Source organism: Paraburkholderia fungorum, from assembly GCF_003610895.1.
GTDB classification, from domain to species: Bacteria; Pseudomonadota; Gammaproteobacteria; order Burkholderiales; family Burkholderiaceae; genus Paraburkholderia; species Paraburkholderia fungorum_B.
On sequence record NZ_MCAS01000023.1, the window covers coordinates 300550 to 316947 of the forward strand.

Annotated in this window: 15 protein-coding genes and 1 pseudogene; 1 reads left to right on the plus strand and 15 read right to left on the minus strand. The window is 61.3% G+C overall.

All coding sequences use genetic code 11. The annotated features are described in order from the left end of the window. Positions 1-8 precede the first annotated feature (8 nt). The 9 genes from BCY88_RS22070 to urtA all read right to left on the minus strand — a co-directional run bounded on the left by BCY88_RS22070 (position 9) and on the right by urtA (position 9574). Positions 9-314: an urease subunit beta gene (locus BCY88_RS22070; RefSeq protein ID WP_120346296.1), complete on the minus strand. Its 306-nt coding sequence runs from the start codon at positions 312-314 to the stop codon at positions 9-11. Between the two features lie 17 nt (positions 315-331). Then, positions 332-634, minus strand: a complete 303-nt coding sequence (ureA, locus tag BCY88_RS22075) for an urease subunit gamma (protein WP_074286085.1) — start codon at positions 632-634, stop codon at positions 332-334. Between the two features lie 163 nt (positions 635-797). Beyond that, complete coding sequence (locus BCY88_RS22080) at positions 798-1601, minus strand: transporter substrate-binding domain-containing protein (RefSeq protein ID WP_120346297.1); 804 nt, start codon at positions 1599-1601, stop codon at positions 798-800. 241 nt (positions 1602-1842) lie between these two features. Continuing rightward, complete coding sequence (locus BCY88_RS22085; RefSeq protein ID WP_120346298.1) at positions 1843-2724, minus strand: urease accessory protein UreD; 882 nt, start codon at positions 2722-2724, stop codon at positions 1843-1845. Positions 2725-2852: 128 nt separating this feature from the next. After that, positions 2853-3545 carry an urea ABC transporter ATP-binding subunit UrtE gene (urtE, locus tag BCY88_RS22090; RefSeq protein WP_120346299.1) on the minus strand — a complete coding sequence of 231 codons (693 nt, stop codon included), beginning with the start codon at positions 3543-3545 and terminating at the stop codon, positions 2853-2855. An 899-nt stretch (positions 3546-4444) separates the two neighbouring features. Next, the gene (gene urtD, locus BCY88_RS22095) at positions 4445-5308 is read right to left on the minus strand and encodes an urea ABC transporter ATP-binding protein UrtD (RefSeq protein WP_120346300.1); all 864 of its coding nucleotides are present in this window, start codon (positions 5306-5308) and stop codon (positions 4445-4447) included. After that, complete coding sequence (gene urtC, locus BCY88_RS22100) at positions 5305-6513, minus strand: urea ABC transporter permease subunit UrtC (RefSeq protein ID WP_120346301.1); 1209 nt, start codon at positions 6511-6513, stop codon at positions 5305-5307. The genes urtD and urtC overlap by 4 nt, the downstream gene beginning before the upstream one ends. A gap of 1 nt (position 6514) precedes the next feature. Next, positions 6515-8140 (minus strand): urea ABC transporter permease subunit UrtB, encoded by a 1626-nt coding sequence (gene urtB, locus BCY88_RS22105; RefSeq protein ID WP_120346396.1) that lies wholly within the window; start codon positions 8138-8140, stop codon positions 6515-6517. Between the two features lie 135 nt (positions 8141-8275). Continuing rightward, positions 8276-9574, minus strand: coding sequence for an urea ABC transporter substrate-binding protein (gene urtA / locus BCY88_RS22110; RefSeq protein ID WP_120346302.1), 1299 nt, complete (start codon positions 9572-9574; stop codon positions 8276-8278). A 409-nt stretch (positions 9575-9983) separates the two neighbouring features. Here urtA and BCY88_RS40440 point away from each other — a divergent pair. Further along, positions 9984-10202 (plus strand): annotated as a pseudogene (locus BCY88_RS40440) (omega-aminotransferase AptA); the annotation flags it as partial. Positions 10203-10304: 102 nt separating this feature from the next. Here the strand turns inward: BCY88_RS40440 and BCY88_RS22120 are convergent. The 6 genes from BCY88_RS22120 to BCY88_RS22145 form a co-directional block, all read right to left on the minus strand. Continuing rightward, the gene (locus BCY88_RS22120; protein WP_120346303.1) at positions 10305-11759 is read right to left on the minus strand and encodes a DUF3443 domain-containing protein; all 1455 of its coding nucleotides are present in this window, start codon (positions 11757-11759) and stop codon (positions 10305-10307) included. A gap of 33 nt (positions 11760-11792) precedes the next feature. Next, positions 11793-12242 (minus strand): DUF2844 domain-containing protein, encoded by a 450-nt coding sequence (locus BCY88_RS22125; RefSeq protein ID WP_120346304.1) that lies wholly within the window; start codon positions 12240-12242, stop codon positions 11793-11795. Between the two features lie 136 nt (positions 12243-12378). Next, positions 12379-13683, minus strand: a complete 1305-nt coding sequence (locus tag BCY88_RS22130) for a DUF3443 domain-containing protein (protein WP_120346305.1) — start codon at positions 13681-13683, stop codon at positions 12379-12381. A gap of 32 nt (positions 13684-13715) precedes the next feature. Continuing rightward, positions 13716-14192, minus strand: coding sequence for a DUF2844 domain-containing protein (locus tag BCY88_RS22135; RefSeq protein ID WP_120346306.1), 477 nt, complete (start codon positions 14190-14192; stop codon positions 13716-13718). Positions 14193-14457: 265 nt separating this feature from the next. Then, positions 14458-16017: a TolC family outer membrane protein gene (locus BCY88_RS22140; protein ID WP_120346307.1), complete on the minus strand. Its 1560-nt coding sequence runs from the start codon at positions 16015-16017 to the stop codon at positions 14458-14460. A 13-nt stretch (positions 16018-16030) separates the two neighbouring features. Further along, positions 16031-16354, minus strand: a complete 324-nt coding sequence (locus tag BCY88_RS22145; RefSeq protein WP_028200548.1) for a rhodanese-like domain-containing protein — start codon at positions 16352-16354, stop codon at positions 16031-16033. Between the last annotated feature and the right edge of the window lie 44 nt (positions 16355-16398).

Genomic DNA, 16398 nt, shown 5'->3' on the forward strand with positions numbered 1-16398 from the left:
TCGGCGTATCAGAGCTTGCCCATTACCTTGCCGTTGAAGCCGTAGACGATGCGCTCACCCGCCAGTTCGACCAGTTCGACGGTGCGTTCCTGGCCGGGCTCGAAGCGCACGGCGGTGCCCGCCGCAATGTTCAGCCGGAAGCCGCGTGCCGCTTCGCGATCGAAGGAGAGTGCCTCGTTCACTTCGTAGAAGTGGTAGTGCGAGCCGATCTGCACCGGACGGTCGCCGGTATTCGACACGACCACCGTAACAGTGGCGCGGCCCGCGTTGAGTTCGTGTTCGCCGTCGTCGATGAGGAGTTCGCCGGGAATCATGAGGCTGCCTTGCGTGATTAGGGGATCGGGTGATGAACGGTGACGAGCTTGGTGCCGTCGGGGAACGTGGCTTCGACCTGGATGTCGGGGATCATTTCCGGCACGCCTTCCATCACGTCGGCGCGCGTCAGCAGCGTGGTGCCGTAGTGCATGACCTCGGCGACCGTTTTGCCGTCACGGGCGGCTTCCATCAGCGCAGCGCTGATGAAGGCGATCGCTTCCGGGTAATTCAGTTTGAGACCGCGAGCGCGGCGCCGTTCGGCGAGCAGCGCGGCGGTAAAGATCAGCAACTTGTCCTTCTCGCGAGGTGTCAGCTTCATCGAATGTTTGCGTTGGATTGCGCCGGTCCCGAACTGGACCGGCCGCGACAATGATAGGCACTGCGCATCATCGCTCCGATCGCGTGCGGCGCACGGGATGAATCCACGACGGGTGCAATGCCGGATAAGCCAGCCACAGTATCAAGTCCGGCTAACGACGTGCTTACAGATCGGCCGGCAGCGGCGCACCGAACCACTTCTTCGACATCGCGTTGAGCGTGCCGTCCTGCCTTGCTTGCGCGATTGCCGCATTGACCTTCTGTTGCAGGCGGGGCTCGTTCTTGTTCATGCCGACGAAGCACGGCGAATTCTTGATGACGAATTTCGGTTCCGGGCGGCGTGGCGGATTTTTCGCGAGGATCGCGGCGGCGACGATGTTGCCTGCGGCGATCAACTGCACCTGGCCCGAGAGGAATGCGGCGATGGTCGCGTTGTTATCTTCGAAGCGCTTGATGGTGGCATTCGGCGCCATTTGCGTGAGACCGATTTCCTCGAGCGCGCCGCGCGTGGCGCCGACCGTCTTGCCGGTGAGATCCGCGGGGCCGCTGACCTTGATGTCGGCTGGACCGAACACGCCCTGGTAGTACGGCGCATAGGCCGTTGAAAAATCGATGACCTTGTCGCGCTCCGGCGTCTTGCCGAGCGACGAGATGACCAGATCGACCTTGCCCGTTTGCAGATACGGAATGCGGTTCGCACTGTTGACCGGTACGAGTTCGAGCTTCACGTTCATCGACTTCGCGAGCATCGCGGCGGTGTCGATGTCATAGCCTTGCGGCTTCATATCCGCACCGACCGAGCCGAAGGGCGGATAGTCTTCCGGCACGGCGACTTTCAGCACGCCTGCCTTGGCGATGTTGTCGAGCGTGTCCGCGTGGGCGGCGGGTGCCTGGATCGCGAGGATGGGTGAGAGCAATAGTGCGGCGAGCCAGGCGCGACGTGCGGGGCGAAGAGTCGAACGGATCATGTCAGGTGAGCGGTGGTGGTGGCGAGAAGGGTGGCGTAAAGCGGCCGGCTGTCGTCAGGTGCGGCAGCATCGTGGGGGATTTCGACGCAAGGTATGTGCCATGCCGGTGCAGCATGAGCTGGCGGGGAGAAAGACATGACGGTGCACCGATTTGAAGCGGGTCGATGCGCCAGATTGGTGCTTAGGGTGTCTTACGAAGGTGAAAGGCCTGATGTGCGGCCCGGTACGTAGGCCGGTTGAATCACGTCGACCAGATTCGAAGCGGCGCCGCGTCGACGCCATGCACGACCGGGCGCAACTGAAGCCAGCATTCGATCAAAGCGCGTTGTAGCGTTTCCATCGACCGCGAAACCGCCCGCACGAGCAGCACGCCTGAAGTCACGCAGGAAGCCGCTGCGCGAATCGAATCGTCAAACGGGAGCTGCGCGGTCAATGCCTCGGCAAGCGCGTCGTCGCAAGCCGCGCCGACGGCCCACAGCGTGCCATAAGCCGGGAATTCCGCCAGGCCCTGCGCGGCATCCCGCAGGGGATCGTTCGCGTTCAGGCTTGCGCGTTCGAGCCACAATAATTCGCCACTTGTGCCGACGATCCGCGAAACGGCACTTAGACGACCATCCGACCACCGTTCGCCTGCCGCTTGCCGCCCGAGTTGCGTCGCATCCCAGCCGATGGCGGTCGCGCCGTCGGCGAGCATCAGCGTGAATTGAAGTTCGGCATTGGCATGATCGAACACGATGTTGTTTTGCGGCAGCCAATCGAGTTTCGCGTGTTCGCCGACTCGCACCACGATTTTTTGCTGGGCTGCACGGCCATTGGATTTGTACCACTTGGTCGCGCCGGGTGTGGTGATCACTGCATGCGCACCGTCGCCCACTGCAACATCGATGTCGAGATGATCGCCGCCTGCGATCCCACCCGGCGGATGCACGATGACCGCATGACAGATCGCATGGCCTTCCGGGTAGAGCGGTCGTTGCACGCGCAACGGACCGTCATGCAGCCGATGCTTGAGCGTGGTCCGCTCGCCGTCTCTGACGAAGCCGAGTTCGAGGCGTGCGCGCCATTGCGAGTGCGCGGTATGTTGCGCGGTGGCGAGTGCGGCGTGATTTTCGTGAAGCGACATACGAAGGAAGTGCGAATGAGCGGGCGCGTCGACGCGTCAAAGAAGAGGATGCCGGCACGCATTAGGCAACGAGTAGCCGAGTTGTCGCCGGATGTGGCGAGAATAGCACGCGGTACGGCTTGCATCCGCTAGACGGCGATCAGTGCGCGTACCCCATCCTTATCCATGTCGCCCCCTTCGCCGCCCGCGACGATTTCACCGCGACTCATGACCCAGTATCGATCGGCGATCTCTTTGGCGAAGTCGTAATACTGTTCGACGAGTAGCACGGTCATACCCATTTCTTCCACCAGTTGGCGCAGCGTTCTGCCGATGTCCTGAATGATCGACGGTTGGATACCTTCGGTGGGCTCATCGAGGATCAGCAATTGCGGATCGCTCATCAGTGCGCGGCCGATTGCGAGTTGTTGTTGCTGACCGCCGGAGAGGTCGCCGCCGCGACGGCTGCGCATATCCTTCAGGACTGGGAACAGTTCGTAGATCCGGTCTGGGACTTTTTTGGGGGCTTTCTTGCTGGCTGCGCCGACTAGCAGGTTCTCTTCAACCGTTAGCCGGGGGAAGATGTCGCGGCCTTGTGGGACGTAGGCGAGGCCTTTTTCTACGCGTGAGTAGGTCGGCAGTTTGGTGATCGGTGTGCCGCGCCAGGCTATCGAGCCGCTTTTCGTCTGGACGACGCCCATCAGGCAGCGGAGCAAGGTTGTTTTGCCGACGCCGTTGCGGCCGAGCAGGACGGTGAGTTTGCCGTCCGGCACGGTGAGTTTTACATCTCGGAGGATGTGGCTGCCGCCGTAGTACTGGTTCAGGTTTGCTACTTCTAGCATTTTGGTGTTCCTTTGAGGCTATGGTTTTTGGCCTGCTCGGCGGGTTGTTTGGGGTTGTTTTTTTGGCGTTGGCCTTTCCTTGTTGTGACTTCTTTGGCCTCTCCTTGCTTTGTTAGTGGTTTATTAGCGTTGCCCCTGTGCGGGGCGGCACTTACTTTCTTTGCCGCCGCAAAGAAAGATAAGCAAAGAAAGCGGCTCAAACCGCTAATTCTTAAGCGGGTCCCCCGCACAGCCACGGTAGTGGTGCATCTGGAATCTGTGTTCTCGCACACTCCGCTCCGGTGACAAGGCAGTCATACTTCCGGCGGCGCTGCGCGCGCCGAACGGTTCTTCATAAAACCGTCTGCCACGCGTTCGGTCCCGCGGTTTGCGTAGTTTCCTCACTCTCGTTCATCTGCCGCCGCTGGCAGAAGTGCGGTCGTGCCGTGAATGCGATGCATCGCCATTTCATCTGAGGCGAGGCGTTGCCAATGAGCCCGGTAGTGTTTCGCCGAGGCGCAGCCGATGGCCCCCACCAAACAAAAAAGCGAAGCCCCCGGTTTCCCGTGCAGACCCATCCGCGACGCACGTAGTGCGGAGTGGGAGCTGATGAGTCCTTTGTCACTGACGCGAAGTGTGCGAGGGCACGGATTCCAGATGCACCACTACCCCCTCCGAGCCAGGGGACCCACTTATGAGCTGGCGGTGTGAGCCGCTTTCTTTGCTTATCTTTCTTTGCGGCGGCAAAGAAAGTAAGTGCCGCCCCGCACAGGGGCAACGCCAATAGACCACTAAGAAAACAAGGAAAGGCCAACGCCGCAAAACCACAGCCAAAACAGACCACTAACAAAGCAAGAAAAAACCAACACCATAAGCACACAAACAATGCCGCCGGCAAAGGCAAAAAAAAACCCAGAAACTCAACGCCCAAGATAAGACTCAATCACCACTTCATCCCGCTTAACCTCATCCAAAGTCCCATGCGCAAGCACACGTCCTTCAGCCATCACGGTCACCTTCCCGGCGTCCCCCGACAACGCCGCTACAAACTCCATATCATGTTCAACAACCATCATCGAACACGTCCCACGCAAATGATTAAGCAGCTCAGCTAACTGCATGGTCTCGTCATCAGTCATGCCAGCCGCAGGCTCATCGAGCAAAAGCAGAGCCGGCTTCTGCATCAGCAACATCCCGATCTCAAGCCGCTGCTTCTGCCCATGTGACAACTCACCAGCAAGCCGCCGCGCTTCACTCTCAAGCCCAATCAACGTCAACGTTTCTTCAATTCTCGCTTGCGCCTCACGATCCAGCCGCGCACGCAAGGAAGCCCACCATCCCTTGTCGGCCTTCATAGCCAACTCAAGATTTTCCCAAACGGGATGCTGCTCAAAAACGGTCGGCTTCTGAAACTTCCGCCCAATTCCGGCGCGCGCAATAGAAGGCTCGTTCATCCGCGTCAGATCAATCGATTGCCCCAAAAAAACCTTGCCGGAGTCCGGCTCCGTCTTCCCGGTGATGACATCCATCATCGTCGTCTTGCCCGCGCCGTTTGGCCCGATGATGCAACGCAACTCGCCCGCGTCGATCGCGAGACTCAACGCGTTCAACGCGCGAAATCCATCGAAACTGACGGTCACGTCTTCAAGGTACAGAATCGTCCCGTGCGAAATATCGATCTCGCCCGGCACCACCACGTGCCCCATGCTCGCGACACCGCTCAATGATCGTTCAGCAGGTTCTTCAGGTAACGCAAGATCGGGAACCATCGGGTTTTCGTTCATGAGCGATTCCTCTTGCGCGTGACCATGTCGATCAGCCCCATGATGCCGTTCGGCAACAACAGCGGGACCAGCACGAAAATCAGACCAAGAAAGAACAGCCAGTATTCAGGGAAGTTCGCCGTAAAAAAACTCTTCGCACCATTCACCGCGAACGCGCCGATGATCGGTCCGATCAACGTGCCGCGCCCGCCCACCGCAACCCAGATTGCCATCTCGATCGAGTTGCCCGGCGACATCTCGCCCGGATTGATGATGCCGACCTGCGGCACGTACAACGCTCCGGCAATCCCGCACAAAATGGCCGAGACGGTCCATACGAACAGCTTGTACGCGAGCGGGCTGTAGCCGAGGAACATCAGGCGTGTTTCGCCGTCACGCACCGCGGTGACCACGCGGCCGAGCTTGGACGTGACGATCGCCCGCGCGCCGATGAAGGCCAGAATCAACACCGCGAACGTGATCAGCAGAAGAGCAGTGCGTGTGCCCGGATGCGTGATCGGAAAACCGCCGATGCGCTTGAAGTCGGTAAACCCATTGTTGCCGCCGAAACCCGTTTCGTTGCGATAGAACAGCAGCATGGCGGCAAACGTCATCGCCTGCGTGATGATCGACAGGTACACGCCCTTCACTCGCGAACGGAACGTGAAGAAGCCGAACACCCACGCAACGACGGCGGGCACCAGCACTACCAGCAGCAACGCGTAACCGAGATGCTGCGTGCCTTGCCAGTACCACGGCAGTTGATGCCAGTCGAGAAACACCATGAAGTCAGGCAGATCGCTGCCATATTTGCCTTCGTGGCCGATCGAGCGCATCAGGTACATGCCGATCGCGTAACCACCCAGGGCAAAGAACAACGCATGTCCGAGGCTGAGAATGCCGCAATAACCCCACACGAGATCGAGCGCCAACGCGGCAATCGCGTAGCACATGAACTTGCCGGTGATCGTCATCGCGTACGCGGACAGATGGAACGCGCTCGTCTCCGGGACCACCAGCGTGGCGAACGGCACGCCGAGACCGAACACGATGATCAGCGCGATTAGCGCAAGCCATGCCCGGCGCGACAGCAACGCGGGTCGCGGCGGCAAGCCGAGCGCGAAGCCGGACTGCGTGTCACGTCCGGCTGCAGCGCCCGCGCCCGTTGCGCCGATGTGAGCCGATGAGGTCGCCGCCGAGGTTGCAGATGAGGTTGCCGATGTCATCTCATGCCTCCGCGCTACGGCCCTTGAGGGCGAACATGCCCTGCGGACGCTTCTGGATGAACAGCACGATTAGCACGAGCACCGCGATCTTGGCGAGCACCGCGCCCCAGAACGGCTCGATTGCCTTGCTGACCAGCCCGAGACCGAAGCCGCCGATCACCGTGCCGGCGAGTTGGCCGACGCCGCCGAGCACCACGGCCATGAACGAATCGATGATGTAGCTCTGGCCGAGGTCCGGACCCACATTGCCGATCTGCGACAGCGCGCAGCCGCCCAATCCGGCAATGCCCGCACCGAACGCGAACGCGTACGAATCGACTCGCGCCGTTTTCACGCCGACGCATGCGGCCATCCGCCGGTTTTGCGTGACGGCCCGCACGAACAGACCCAGGCGGGTTTTGGTCAGCACGGCCCAAGCGATCCCGACTACGATCAACGAAAACGCGAGAATCGCCAACCGGTTGTACGGCAGGATCAGATTGGGCAAGACGGTCACGCCGCCGCTCATCCACGCGGGATTGATCACCTGGACGTTCTGCGCGCCGAATAGCATGCGGGTCGCCTGAATCAGGATCAGGCTCACGCCAAAGGTGGTCAGCAGGGTTTCGAGCGGACGGCCGTACAGATGCTTCAACACCAACCGTTCGAGCACGATTCCGACCAGGCCGGCCGCGGCGAATGAGGCCGGCACGGCAAGCAGCGGATACCAGTCGAATGCACCAGGCGCAAAGCGCTGGAACAGGTTCTGCACGACATAGGTTGCGTACGCGCCGATCATCAGGAATTCGCCATGCGCCATGTTGATGACGCCGATCAGCCCGTACGTGATCGCAAGGCCCAATGCCGCGAGCAGCAGCACGCTGCCGAGCGACAAGCCCGCGAACAGCGTGCCGGCGATCTGGCTGCGGCGCTGGATCGAATCGAGTTCGTCGATGCCGCTTTGCGCGGCGGCGCGCACCCGCGCATCGGTTTCGTTGAAGCTGCCGTCCGGCTTCTTCGCGACGAGCGGGCGCAGCAGTTCGTTCATGTCGAGATCGTGCCGCGCCGCGACCAGTTGTACGGCTTCGAGGCGCTTGGCCGGATCGGCGTCGTGCAACGCGGTCATGGCCCACAGGGTGTCGAGGCGCTTCTTGAGCGCCGGATCGGTTTCCTTCGCGCGCGCCGCGTCCACAAGTGGTTTGATCGACGGATCGGGGTTTTGCAGCAACGCGGTGATGGCGGCGTCGCGGGTGGCGACGTCGGGCGAATCGAGTTGCAGACCCGAGAGTGCGCCGGCCACTTTCGAGCGCAGCAGGTTGTTCAGCGTGACCGGTTGCGCGTCGCCTGCGGCGACCGTTTTACCGGTGACAGCGTCGCGCGCCGTGTCACCGTCTTGCAGCAGCACCGCGCCTGAATCGGTGGCGAGCGCGCTGTCTTCGGAAAGCGCCTTGAGCACCGCGAGCGATTCTTTGTCATGGTTGGCAATCAGCTTGTCGATTGCCGCGGATTTCGCATCGAAGTCGTCGCCGGCGAGCGGCGCGACATCGGCCGGGCTCAGCGCGAAGGCGGCAAGCGGTGCGCTGGCGAGGAGCGCAAGCGCCACGCCGCCGATGCTGCGTCGTGCGAATTTCAGAAATGAAAACGCCATGATGGCCTTTGAAGAAAAACCGGCGAGGCGGCGCGGCATTGCGGTACTGCACCGGTGCCACGCCGTTGTCTTGCGTCTTGCAGCGTCTTGTTGGGCAGAGCAGCGGTTCAGGCCCGGCTCTGCCCGGATTCAGACTCAGGCAACGCGCGAGCGCTTCAGGAACGCCGGAATCGAACTGACCACATCCGGCTTGCTCGAGTTGCCGGCGATGAACGGGCTCCACGGCTGCGCGCGCACCGCGGTCTTGGTGCGCCACACCACGTTGAACTGGCCGTCGGCACGCACTTCGCCGATCATCACCGGCTTGTGCAGATGGTGATTGCCATCCATCTCGAGCGTGAAGCCCGACGGCGCGGCAAACGTCTGGCCGATCATCGCCACGCGCACCTTGTCGACGTCCGCGCTCTTCGCTTTCTCGACGGCCTGTTTCCACATATGGATGCCGACGAAGGTCGCTTCCATCGGGTCATTCGTCACGCGCTTGGTACCGCCCGGCAGGTTGTTGTCCTTGACCCACTGCGCCCATTGCTTCTTGAACTTCTCGTTGGCCGGATTACGCAGCGACATGAAGTAGTTCCATGCCGCAAGATTGCCGACCAGCGGCTTCGTATCGATACCGCGCAATTCTTCTTCACCGACCGAGAACGCGACGACCGGCACGTCGGACGCCTTCAGCCCCTGGTTGCCGAGTTCCTTGTAGAACGGCACGTTCGAGTCGCCGTTGACGGTCGAGATCACCGCAGTCTTGCCGCCCTGCGAGAAGGTCTTGATGTTCGCGACGATGGTCTGGTAGTCGCTGTGGCCGAACGGCGTGTAGACCTCCTGGATATCGGCTTCCTGCACGCCTTTCGACTTGAGGAACGCGCGCAGGATCTTGTTGGTGGTGCGGGGGTACACATAATCGGTGCCCAGCAGGAAGAAGCGTTTGGCCCCGCCGCCCTCCGTGCTCATCAGGTATTCGGTTGCCGGAATCGCTTGCTGATTCGGTGCTGCGCCCGTGTAAAACACGTTGCGCGACATTTCTTCGCCTTCATATTGCACCGGATAGAACAGCAGACCGTTCAGCTCCTCGAATACAGGCAGCACCGACTTGCGCGACACCGAAGTCCAGCAGCCGAAGACGACGGCGCACTTTTCCTGGGTGATCAACTGGCGTGCTTTTTCGGCGAACAGCGGCCAGTTCGAGGCCGGGTCCACAACCACCGGCTGCAGTTGGCGGCCCATGACGCCGCCGTTCTTGTTGATATCCGCGATGGTCATCAGCGCGGTGTCCTTGAGCGATGTCTCCGAGATCGCCATCGTGCCGGACAAGGAATGCAGAACGCCTACCTTGATCGGGCCGCTGCCCGATTGCGCCTGAGCAAACGGAACCTGACCAGCTAGCGCCAGCGCGCCCGACATGGAGCCGAACTTCAACAGACTACGACGTTTCATGTATTTCCCCTTGCCATTGGTGGTGAATGTTTATGGGCGTCGATTTCAGCCAGCAGGGCTTATCCCGCATGACTTGCCGCTTGTGTACTGCAAGGCACATGCCATGCGGTCATTTCGACTTGAAGTCCGCGAATCGCGCGCTGTGACGCGGTGATGCGCGACGTCAGTTATGCGTAATGTGGCGCGAAATTGGTGCAGGAACGGGGCGTGCGCCTCGTTCGGGTGCGCGTCGCGCCGCAACGAAGCGTGTTGATCGGCCAGCGGGCGTCGGCGGTGCACGACCGCTGCCCCTTTGTGCATGCGCTGTGCTGTGTCGGCATTGGTAGGCCACTCACGTAAACATAAGGAGACCCAACATGACTGGGCGCGCCGGCGCCAAGCCATCCGCTATGTCGGCGTTCTGGATGCCGTACGTAATCTTGGATTGGTGGGCTGGGTCGAGTTGGCGCCGTGTGCCGGAGCGCCGGGTGCGCGTGCTTATGGTGTTCTTGTGCGGTGCTTTGAGAAGGGCGTGTTGACGCGCTATATCGGGGATACTCTGGCGTTCTCGCCGTAGTTGATTGTTGAAGAGACGCAGATTGACGAGATATTCAGGACGGCGGGGGAGGTTTTGAAGGAGACGGATTAGGTGAGAGCGGTCTTGCGACGGCGAGCGTTGTGGCGGGGAAAAGGCCGGCGCCCTGTGGCGCCGGCTTTGGGACATGTTTCGTTATAGGACTGACCGTGATTGTCAGAACGCGATGAACGGCCCCGCTTGTTTGCCGATCGTCACATTGTTGAGCACCGTGTAGACGTTGCGTCCGTAGAAGAACGGCAGTCCCCAGAGGAACATGCCCGCCGATGGCGAACCAAGGCTGTCATAGGCCGCGTACCGGTTTGCCATCAGGCTCCAGCCATCGGTCAGCAAGAACGGCACGGTTACCGGCGTGGCAGCTTTGTCTACGCCCGTCAGGATGGCGGACAGGCTGAGCGTAGTCGGCGGTACATACCAGTCGCCTGAATACGGAACGGTGTAGTCCGCGAAGATGTTCGCATTGGAACCGCTGTCGATGGCGCTCGAATACGAACGGCTCTTGTACGTAGTCTGAAAGTAGCCGTTCTGATCGAGCGCCACGATTTTCGGATTCGACGGCAGTGCATTGTTCGGCTGTGTGCCGACCCCGAACACCAGCTCACCTGTGGCACTCAACTGGCCCCCCGCGGGCAACGCGGGCAGGCGGATGATCGTGCCGTTATTGTCCGAGGTGAAGTTGGCAACAGGGTTCATGACCTGCGTGTCGAGCGGCACGCGTGTGTTCGTGCACGACGTCGCGGAGGTGCAGTAATAGTAAGCGGCCGATAGGACCGTTTGCGCCGCGGCCGGATAGTCGCGTTGCGCCGGGCCGATACCGAGCACGCCGTTGGCGCCAAGCGCGGATACGTTGCCAAGGTCGAGCACTCCACGCGAGGCGCAGTCCGACGGGGTGGCATACGCGCCGTCCGCGATCACCTGTACAGGCAGGTTACCCGCCGTTTTACCGCCGATAGTCACGTCGGCCCGTTTGATCGGCCCCCATGTGTAGCCCGAGCCGAACACCGCGCATTCGGTAATTGGCGCGTTGCCGGTCGGATCGTTGGTGGCGCCAGATTGTGCCGGCAAGCGGCCGGCGAGGGCGGGACCGAGTGCGCTCGCCAGAACCCGCACCCCAACCGAACCGGTATCGAGCTGCATGTGATCGATCGTTGCGCATTGGTTCGCGCCCTGTACTCCGGGGATGCAGAGTGTGACGGTCACGTACGGCATGTTCGCGTAGTTTCCCGTCCAACGTTCGACGGTGATCGGGACGGTGTTGATGTCGGCGACTGGGGTCGGAGTGGGCGTCGGGGTTGGAGTGGGCGTCGGAGTCGGCGTCGGTGTTGGAGTTGGAGTTGGAGTCGGAGTCGGAGTCGGAGTCGGAGTCGGGGTTGGGGTTGGGGTTGGAGTCGGGGTTGGAGTCGGAGCAGGCGTCGGCGTCGGGCTCGGAGCCGGCGTCGGACTTGGACTTGGACTTGGACTCGGCGTAGAAGCAGGACTCGGCGTCGCCGGCTTATCGTTGTCCTTGGGCGTGTTCGAGTTGCTGTCGTCGCCACCGCCGCCACCGCAGGCTGAAAGAGCCAGGCTGATCGTTAGCAACGCAAAACAAAGTTTCTTATTGAGGGTTTTCATCTTTCTTGTGTTCCGTGAAATCGATGCGCCGTGTTACTGCAGATCGTCAGTACGGACATTGGCTGGGACGAGGCGTGGCAAAATTGCCTTGCCGAAGAAGTTCCCTGGCCGTCCCGCTGACTCGATCTGAAAATCACCGTTGCGTTCGATTAACGGACCAGTGCCGCGTGCGCGTCGTGCGCCGGCGGCGACTGCATTCGGAAAGTAGCTGCCGAGTAGCGCCACCATGTCGGGGCGCACGGGCCCTTGCCACGTGACGGCGAACACGACATTGGTAGGCAGCACGTATTCGTGAATCCTGACGCCGTCGGTGTCATACGATTCACGCACGGTATAAGCCGCAGTAGATGCGGAAGAAGCCGGTGTCGCGGAGCGAAGCAGCGGCCTCGGGGCTGCACCCGCACCAGGTGCGCCACCCAGCGCCGCATACGACGTGAGTGGCAACATGGCCGACACGGCCAGCACGATCTTTACAAATCTCATCACATTGCTCAAAAAAACAGGTCGGAGCATGTTGCCTGTGGGCTATTAATGAGAGATGCTGAAATATCCTAACCGGGTGTCAGAAACGACCTCGGGCAGACGAGGTCACAGGACATCGTCTGCCCGGCCGCGTTCGTTAGAACGCGACAAACGGTCCATTCTGCGTGCCAATCGTTCCGTTGCCGACCGTTGTGTACACGCTGCGTCCGTAGAAGAAGGGCAGACCCCACATGAACATTTTTGAGTTGGACTGGTACCAGCCGACGTTGTCATAGCCGGCATTTCCGTTCGCCGACATGCGGAAGGCATCGTCGATCGTGAAGGTCATATTGACGCGGGCTCCTTGGCCGCTGTTGGCTTCCATCGTGGCTGCCAGGTTCAGCGCGCTTGACGGTGTGTACCAGCTCGACGTAGTGGGAATCGAATCGTCCTGGAACGCGAACCCGTTGGTGCCGCTGTCGATTGCGCTCCAGGTGAACCCCTGGCCCTGATAACGAGTCGTGAATTCGCCGTACTCATCCAACCTCAGAACATTGATATTCGACGGCAACGCGTTGTTTGACTGCGTGCCGATACCGAACACCAGTTCGCCGGTGACGCTCGCCTGGCCGCCTACAGGTAATTTAGGCAGTCGGATGATCGTGCCGTTGTTATCGCTCGGGAAAGCGGCGACCGGGTTCACCACCTCCTTGGTCATCAGCATGCGCGTGTTGAAGCAGGCGTTAGTGCCCGTGCAATAGTAGTAATTTCCCGGCAACGCAGTGGTCAGTGCGCCTTTCGAATCATAGGTGCCATAGCCGATGCCGAGAATACCGTTGGCGCCGAGTTTGTCGGCGGTGCTGAGGTCCGGACCGCCGTGTGCGACACAGTCTGACGGGAGGGTGTACGCGCCGTCGCCTATCAACTGGATGGGAATATTGCTTGCTGTTCGGCTGCCGATCTTGATATCGGCGCGTTTCACCGAGCCCCAGGTCGTACCGGAACCAAACGGCATGCATTCGGCAATCGGAGCGACGCCGCTCGCGTCGTCGACTGCGCCCACTTGCGTGGGCAAGCTGGCGCTGAGCGCCGGGAGCGCGCTGGCCATAATGCGTACCCCCACCGAGCCGGTATCGACCAACATGCGGTCGATCGTCGTGCACTGGTTGGCGCTTTGCGTACCAGGGACGCACACGGTGATCGTCGCGGAAAGCATATTGATGCTGCCCATTGAGTTGTCGACGTGAATCGGCACCGTATTGCTCTTGTCGCCGGACGGGATCTCTGCTCCCGAGTTGCCTGAGCTGCCGGAGCCGTCCGGTTTGCCGATCCAGTCAGGGGTGGCGTTCCAGCCGATGGAATTGCCGCCTTGACTGCTGTTTTCACCGCCGCCGCTGCATGCGGCAAGTGCCAGGCTGGAAACCGCGACGACAACCCGGAGCGTGCTATTAAACGTTTTCATGTTTGTGTTTTCCGTGAAATCGGCGCGTGGCCTCACTGCAGATCGCTTGCGCGTACATGGGCCGGCATCAGACGCGGCAGATACGCTACGCCGAAGAAATGCCCGAGGCGGCCAGCCGATTCGATGCGGAAATCACCGTTGCCTTCGATCAGAGGGCCGGTTCCGCGTACTCGGCTTTCACCGGCGCTGACATAGTTGGGGAAATAGCTGCCGAGCAGCGCCGTCATATCTGGGCGTATCGGTCCCTCCCACGTGACGGCGAAGACGACGTTGCTGGGCAATACGTATTCGCGGATCGTGACGCCGTTAGCGTCGTGCGACTCGCGCACGGTGTAGGGCGCCGTGGCGGTGGTGTTGGCTGCGCCTGTGCTTGAAGCAGCGGCAGACTGCGGCGTAGCGCGCAGCATTGTTGGAGAGGATGTGTTGACGCTCGGCGCACCGCCCAAAACCGCATAGGACGCAAGCGGCAATAGCGTTGCCGCCAGCATCGCGATCTTCAAAATTCTCATCACCGTGCTCCTCCAAAAATGGTCGGAGCATGGTGCCCGGGCAGAGCTCAGGAAACCGTACGAAAATTCTTCGGCACTGACCGGAAGGATCGCAATGAAAGGAAGGTGTCAGGGAGGTCGAAGACGGCCAACGCCCTGGAGATGTGCGAAGCGTCACAGGCGTTGGAGACCAGCGACAAGCAGCAGAAAACACACGCGTGCAACGGACGCAACGTCGCGCGGCCAAAGGATCAAGCGGGTAACGAAAAAGATGAAGTGAATCGGCTTACAGCGGAGCCGCCGCATTTGGCAAAGCCCGGCGCCCGAGCTTCCCAGCCGCGCCTTTCGCGGCGACACCCGGATGCGGCACCGCCGGCACCTGTGGCAACGCGGTCAACGAACCGTCGTCGACCGGCGACAGCAGCGCGCTCAATTGCAGCACGTCCTGATCGGTGAGATTCGCAGTCGAGGCCTTCAACTTGAGGCCATTGATCAGCGTGTCATAACGCGCCTTCGCCAGATCGCGACGCGCCGAAAAAAGCTGGTCCTGCGCATTGAGCACGTCGATATTGATTCGCACGCCGACCTGATAGCCGAGCAGGTTCGATTCGAGCGAGGTGTTCGCCGATCGCTCAGCGGTCTGCAGCGCACGCACTTGCGCGAGTCCGCTCACCACGCCGAGAAAAGCTTGCCGTGCTGACAGCGCCGCATTGCGCCGGGCCGTATCGAGATCGGCGGCCGCCTGGTCTTCGAGTGCGAGTGTTTGACGCACACGGCTTTGCGTCGCGCCTCCCGCAAAGATCGGAATCGTGACCTGCACGCCGATCGTGCTGTTCGTGTACGTGGACCCCAGGTTGCCCAGTTCCGCAGCGAGCGCCGGCGTGCCCGGTGCCGGCGTATTCGCGCCGCTTCCAAAGCCGCCGCCGAAATTGCCACCGAAGTTGCCCGCGCCCGCCGCACCCAGACTGCTGCGCGAGCGGCTCGCTACGAGATCGACGGTCGGAAGATGGCCGGCCCTGGCTTTCGAGGTCTCGCGCTGCGCGGTTTCCAGCGCGATCTGCTTTAACGCGACCTGATAGTTCGCATCGGTGGCAGCATCGACCCACAGATTGATGTCTGCAGGCACGGGCGGCGGCAGCGGCGCGCCGGTGGCCAGTCCATCCACACGCTCGACCGGATGCCCGACGATCTGCTGCAACGCCGCCAGCTTCACCGCAAGCTCGTTCTGAGCCGCAATTTCCTGCGAGATCGCCTGATCGTATTTAGCCTGGGCTTCGTTGGTATCGGTGACTGTCGTGTTGCCGACTTCGAAGGAACGCCTGGCCGATTCAAGCTGCTGCGCGATCGACGCCTTCTGCGAACGCACAATCGCAAGACTGTCCTGTGAGGAAAGCGCGTCGAAGTAAGCCTGGCCAAGCCGCACGATCAAATCCTGCCGCGCCTGCGCAAACGACGCCTGCGCCGAATCGACCGCCAGCTTGCCTTGCGCATAGCCGTACCAGGTATCGACGTGAATCAGCGGCTGCGTGAGCGAAATCGTGTAGCCATTGCTGTTGCCGTAGGAGGAAGGAAAGCCGCCGCCGAAATCGGTGCTCTGGCGATTCGCAGTGAGCGACGCGGAGACCTGTGGCAGCAGTTTGGCGCGGGCAAGCGGCAACTCTTCGCTATTGGCGGCAAGCGCCGCGCGCGCGCTTTGCAACTGCGCGTCGTTCGAGAGTGCTTCGTCGTAAAGCTGGGAGAGACCGACCGCGTGCGCTGGGCGCGGAAAAAACGCGAGCGCTGCGCAATGAAGCGCCAGCGCGGCAGCAAGGACGGGGACCCGGACCGGCACCCAGCGGCGGATCATCTCGACCGTGCGGTCAATAGGTGGGAACCGACGGATCGACCTGGCGCGACCACGCGTCGATGCCGCCTTGCAGATTAAAAACGTTGGTATGGCCGCGCGATTCGAGGAACATCGCGACCTGGGCGCTGCGCGCGCCGTGATGGCACACGCAGACGATTTGCGCGTCGTCGTCGAGCTCCTCGCTGCGCGCTGGAATCTCACGCATCGGGATCGACACGGCGCCGGCGATCGACGCCGTCTGGATTTCCCACGGCTCGCGCACGTCGAGCAGCACAGGCGCGGGGCGCGATTGATCGGCGAGCCATTCGGCGAGCGCGGGAGCAGTCAGATTTTGCATCAGCGGAACATCCAGTTCAAAGGACGGCGACGCGCCGGCCGTAC

Excerpts from the sequence above, each read along its gene's own strand:
- BCY88_RS22145 (WP_028200548.1), bottom strand. The coding sequence starts at position 16,354 with ATGCAAAATCTGACTGCTCCCGCGCTCGCCGAATGGCTCGCCGATCAA.
- BCY88_RS22085 (WP_120346298.1), bottom strand. The coding sequence starts at position 2,724 with ATGTCGCTTCACGAAAATCACGCCGCACTCGCCACCGCGCAACATACC.
- urtA (WP_120346302.1), bottom strand. The coding sequence starts at position 9,574 with ATGAAACGTCGTAGTCTGTTGAAGTTCGGCTCCATGTCGGGCGCGCTG.
- BCY88_RS22140 (WP_120346307.1), bottom strand. The coding sequence starts at position 16,017 with ATGATCCGCCGCTGGGTGCCGGTCCGGGTCCCCGTCCTTGCTGCCGCG.
- urtB (WP_120346396.1), bottom strand. The coding sequence starts at position 8,140 with ATGGCGTTTTCATTTCTGAAATTCGCACGACGCAGCATCGGCGGCGTG.
- BCY88_RS22125 (WP_120346304.1), bottom strand. The coding sequence starts at position 12,242 with ATGAGATTTGTAAAGATCGTGCTGGCCGTGTCGGCCATGTTGCCACTC.
- urtD (WP_120346300.1), bottom strand. The coding sequence starts at position 5,308 with ATGAACGAAAACCCGATGGTTCCCGATCTTGCGTTACCTGAAGAACCT.
- BCY88_RS22070 (WP_120346296.1), bottom strand. The coding sequence starts at position 314 with ATGATTCCCGGCGAACTCCTCATCGACGACGGCGAACACGAACTCAAC.
- BCY88_RS22120 (WP_120346303.1), bottom strand. The coding sequence starts at position 11,759 with ATGAAAACCCTCAATAAGAAACTTTGTTTTGCGTTGCTAACGATCAGC.
- urtE (WP_120346299.1), bottom strand. The coding sequence starts at position 3,545 with ATGCTAGAAGTAGCAAACCTGAACCAGTACTACGGCGGCAGCCACATC.
- urtC (WP_120346301.1), bottom strand. The coding sequence starts at position 6,513 with ATGACATCGGCAACCTCATCTGCAACCTCGGCGGCGACCTCATCGGCT.
- BCY88_RS22130 (WP_120346305.1), bottom strand. The coding sequence starts at position 13,683 with ATGAAAACGTTTAATAGCACGCTCCGGGTTGTCGTCGCGGTTTCCAGC.
- BCY88_RS22080 (WP_120346297.1), bottom strand. The coding sequence starts at position 1,601 with ATGATCCGTTCGACTCTTCGCCCCGCACGTCGCGCCTGGCTCGCCGCA.
- BCY88_RS22135 (WP_120346306.1), bottom strand. The coding sequence starts at position 14,192 with ATGAGAATTTTGAAGATCGCGATGCTGGCGGCAACGCTATTGCCGCTT.
- ureA (WP_074286085.1), bottom strand. The coding sequence starts at position 634 with ATGAAGCTGACACCTCGCGAGAAGGACAAGTTGCTGATCTTTACCGCC.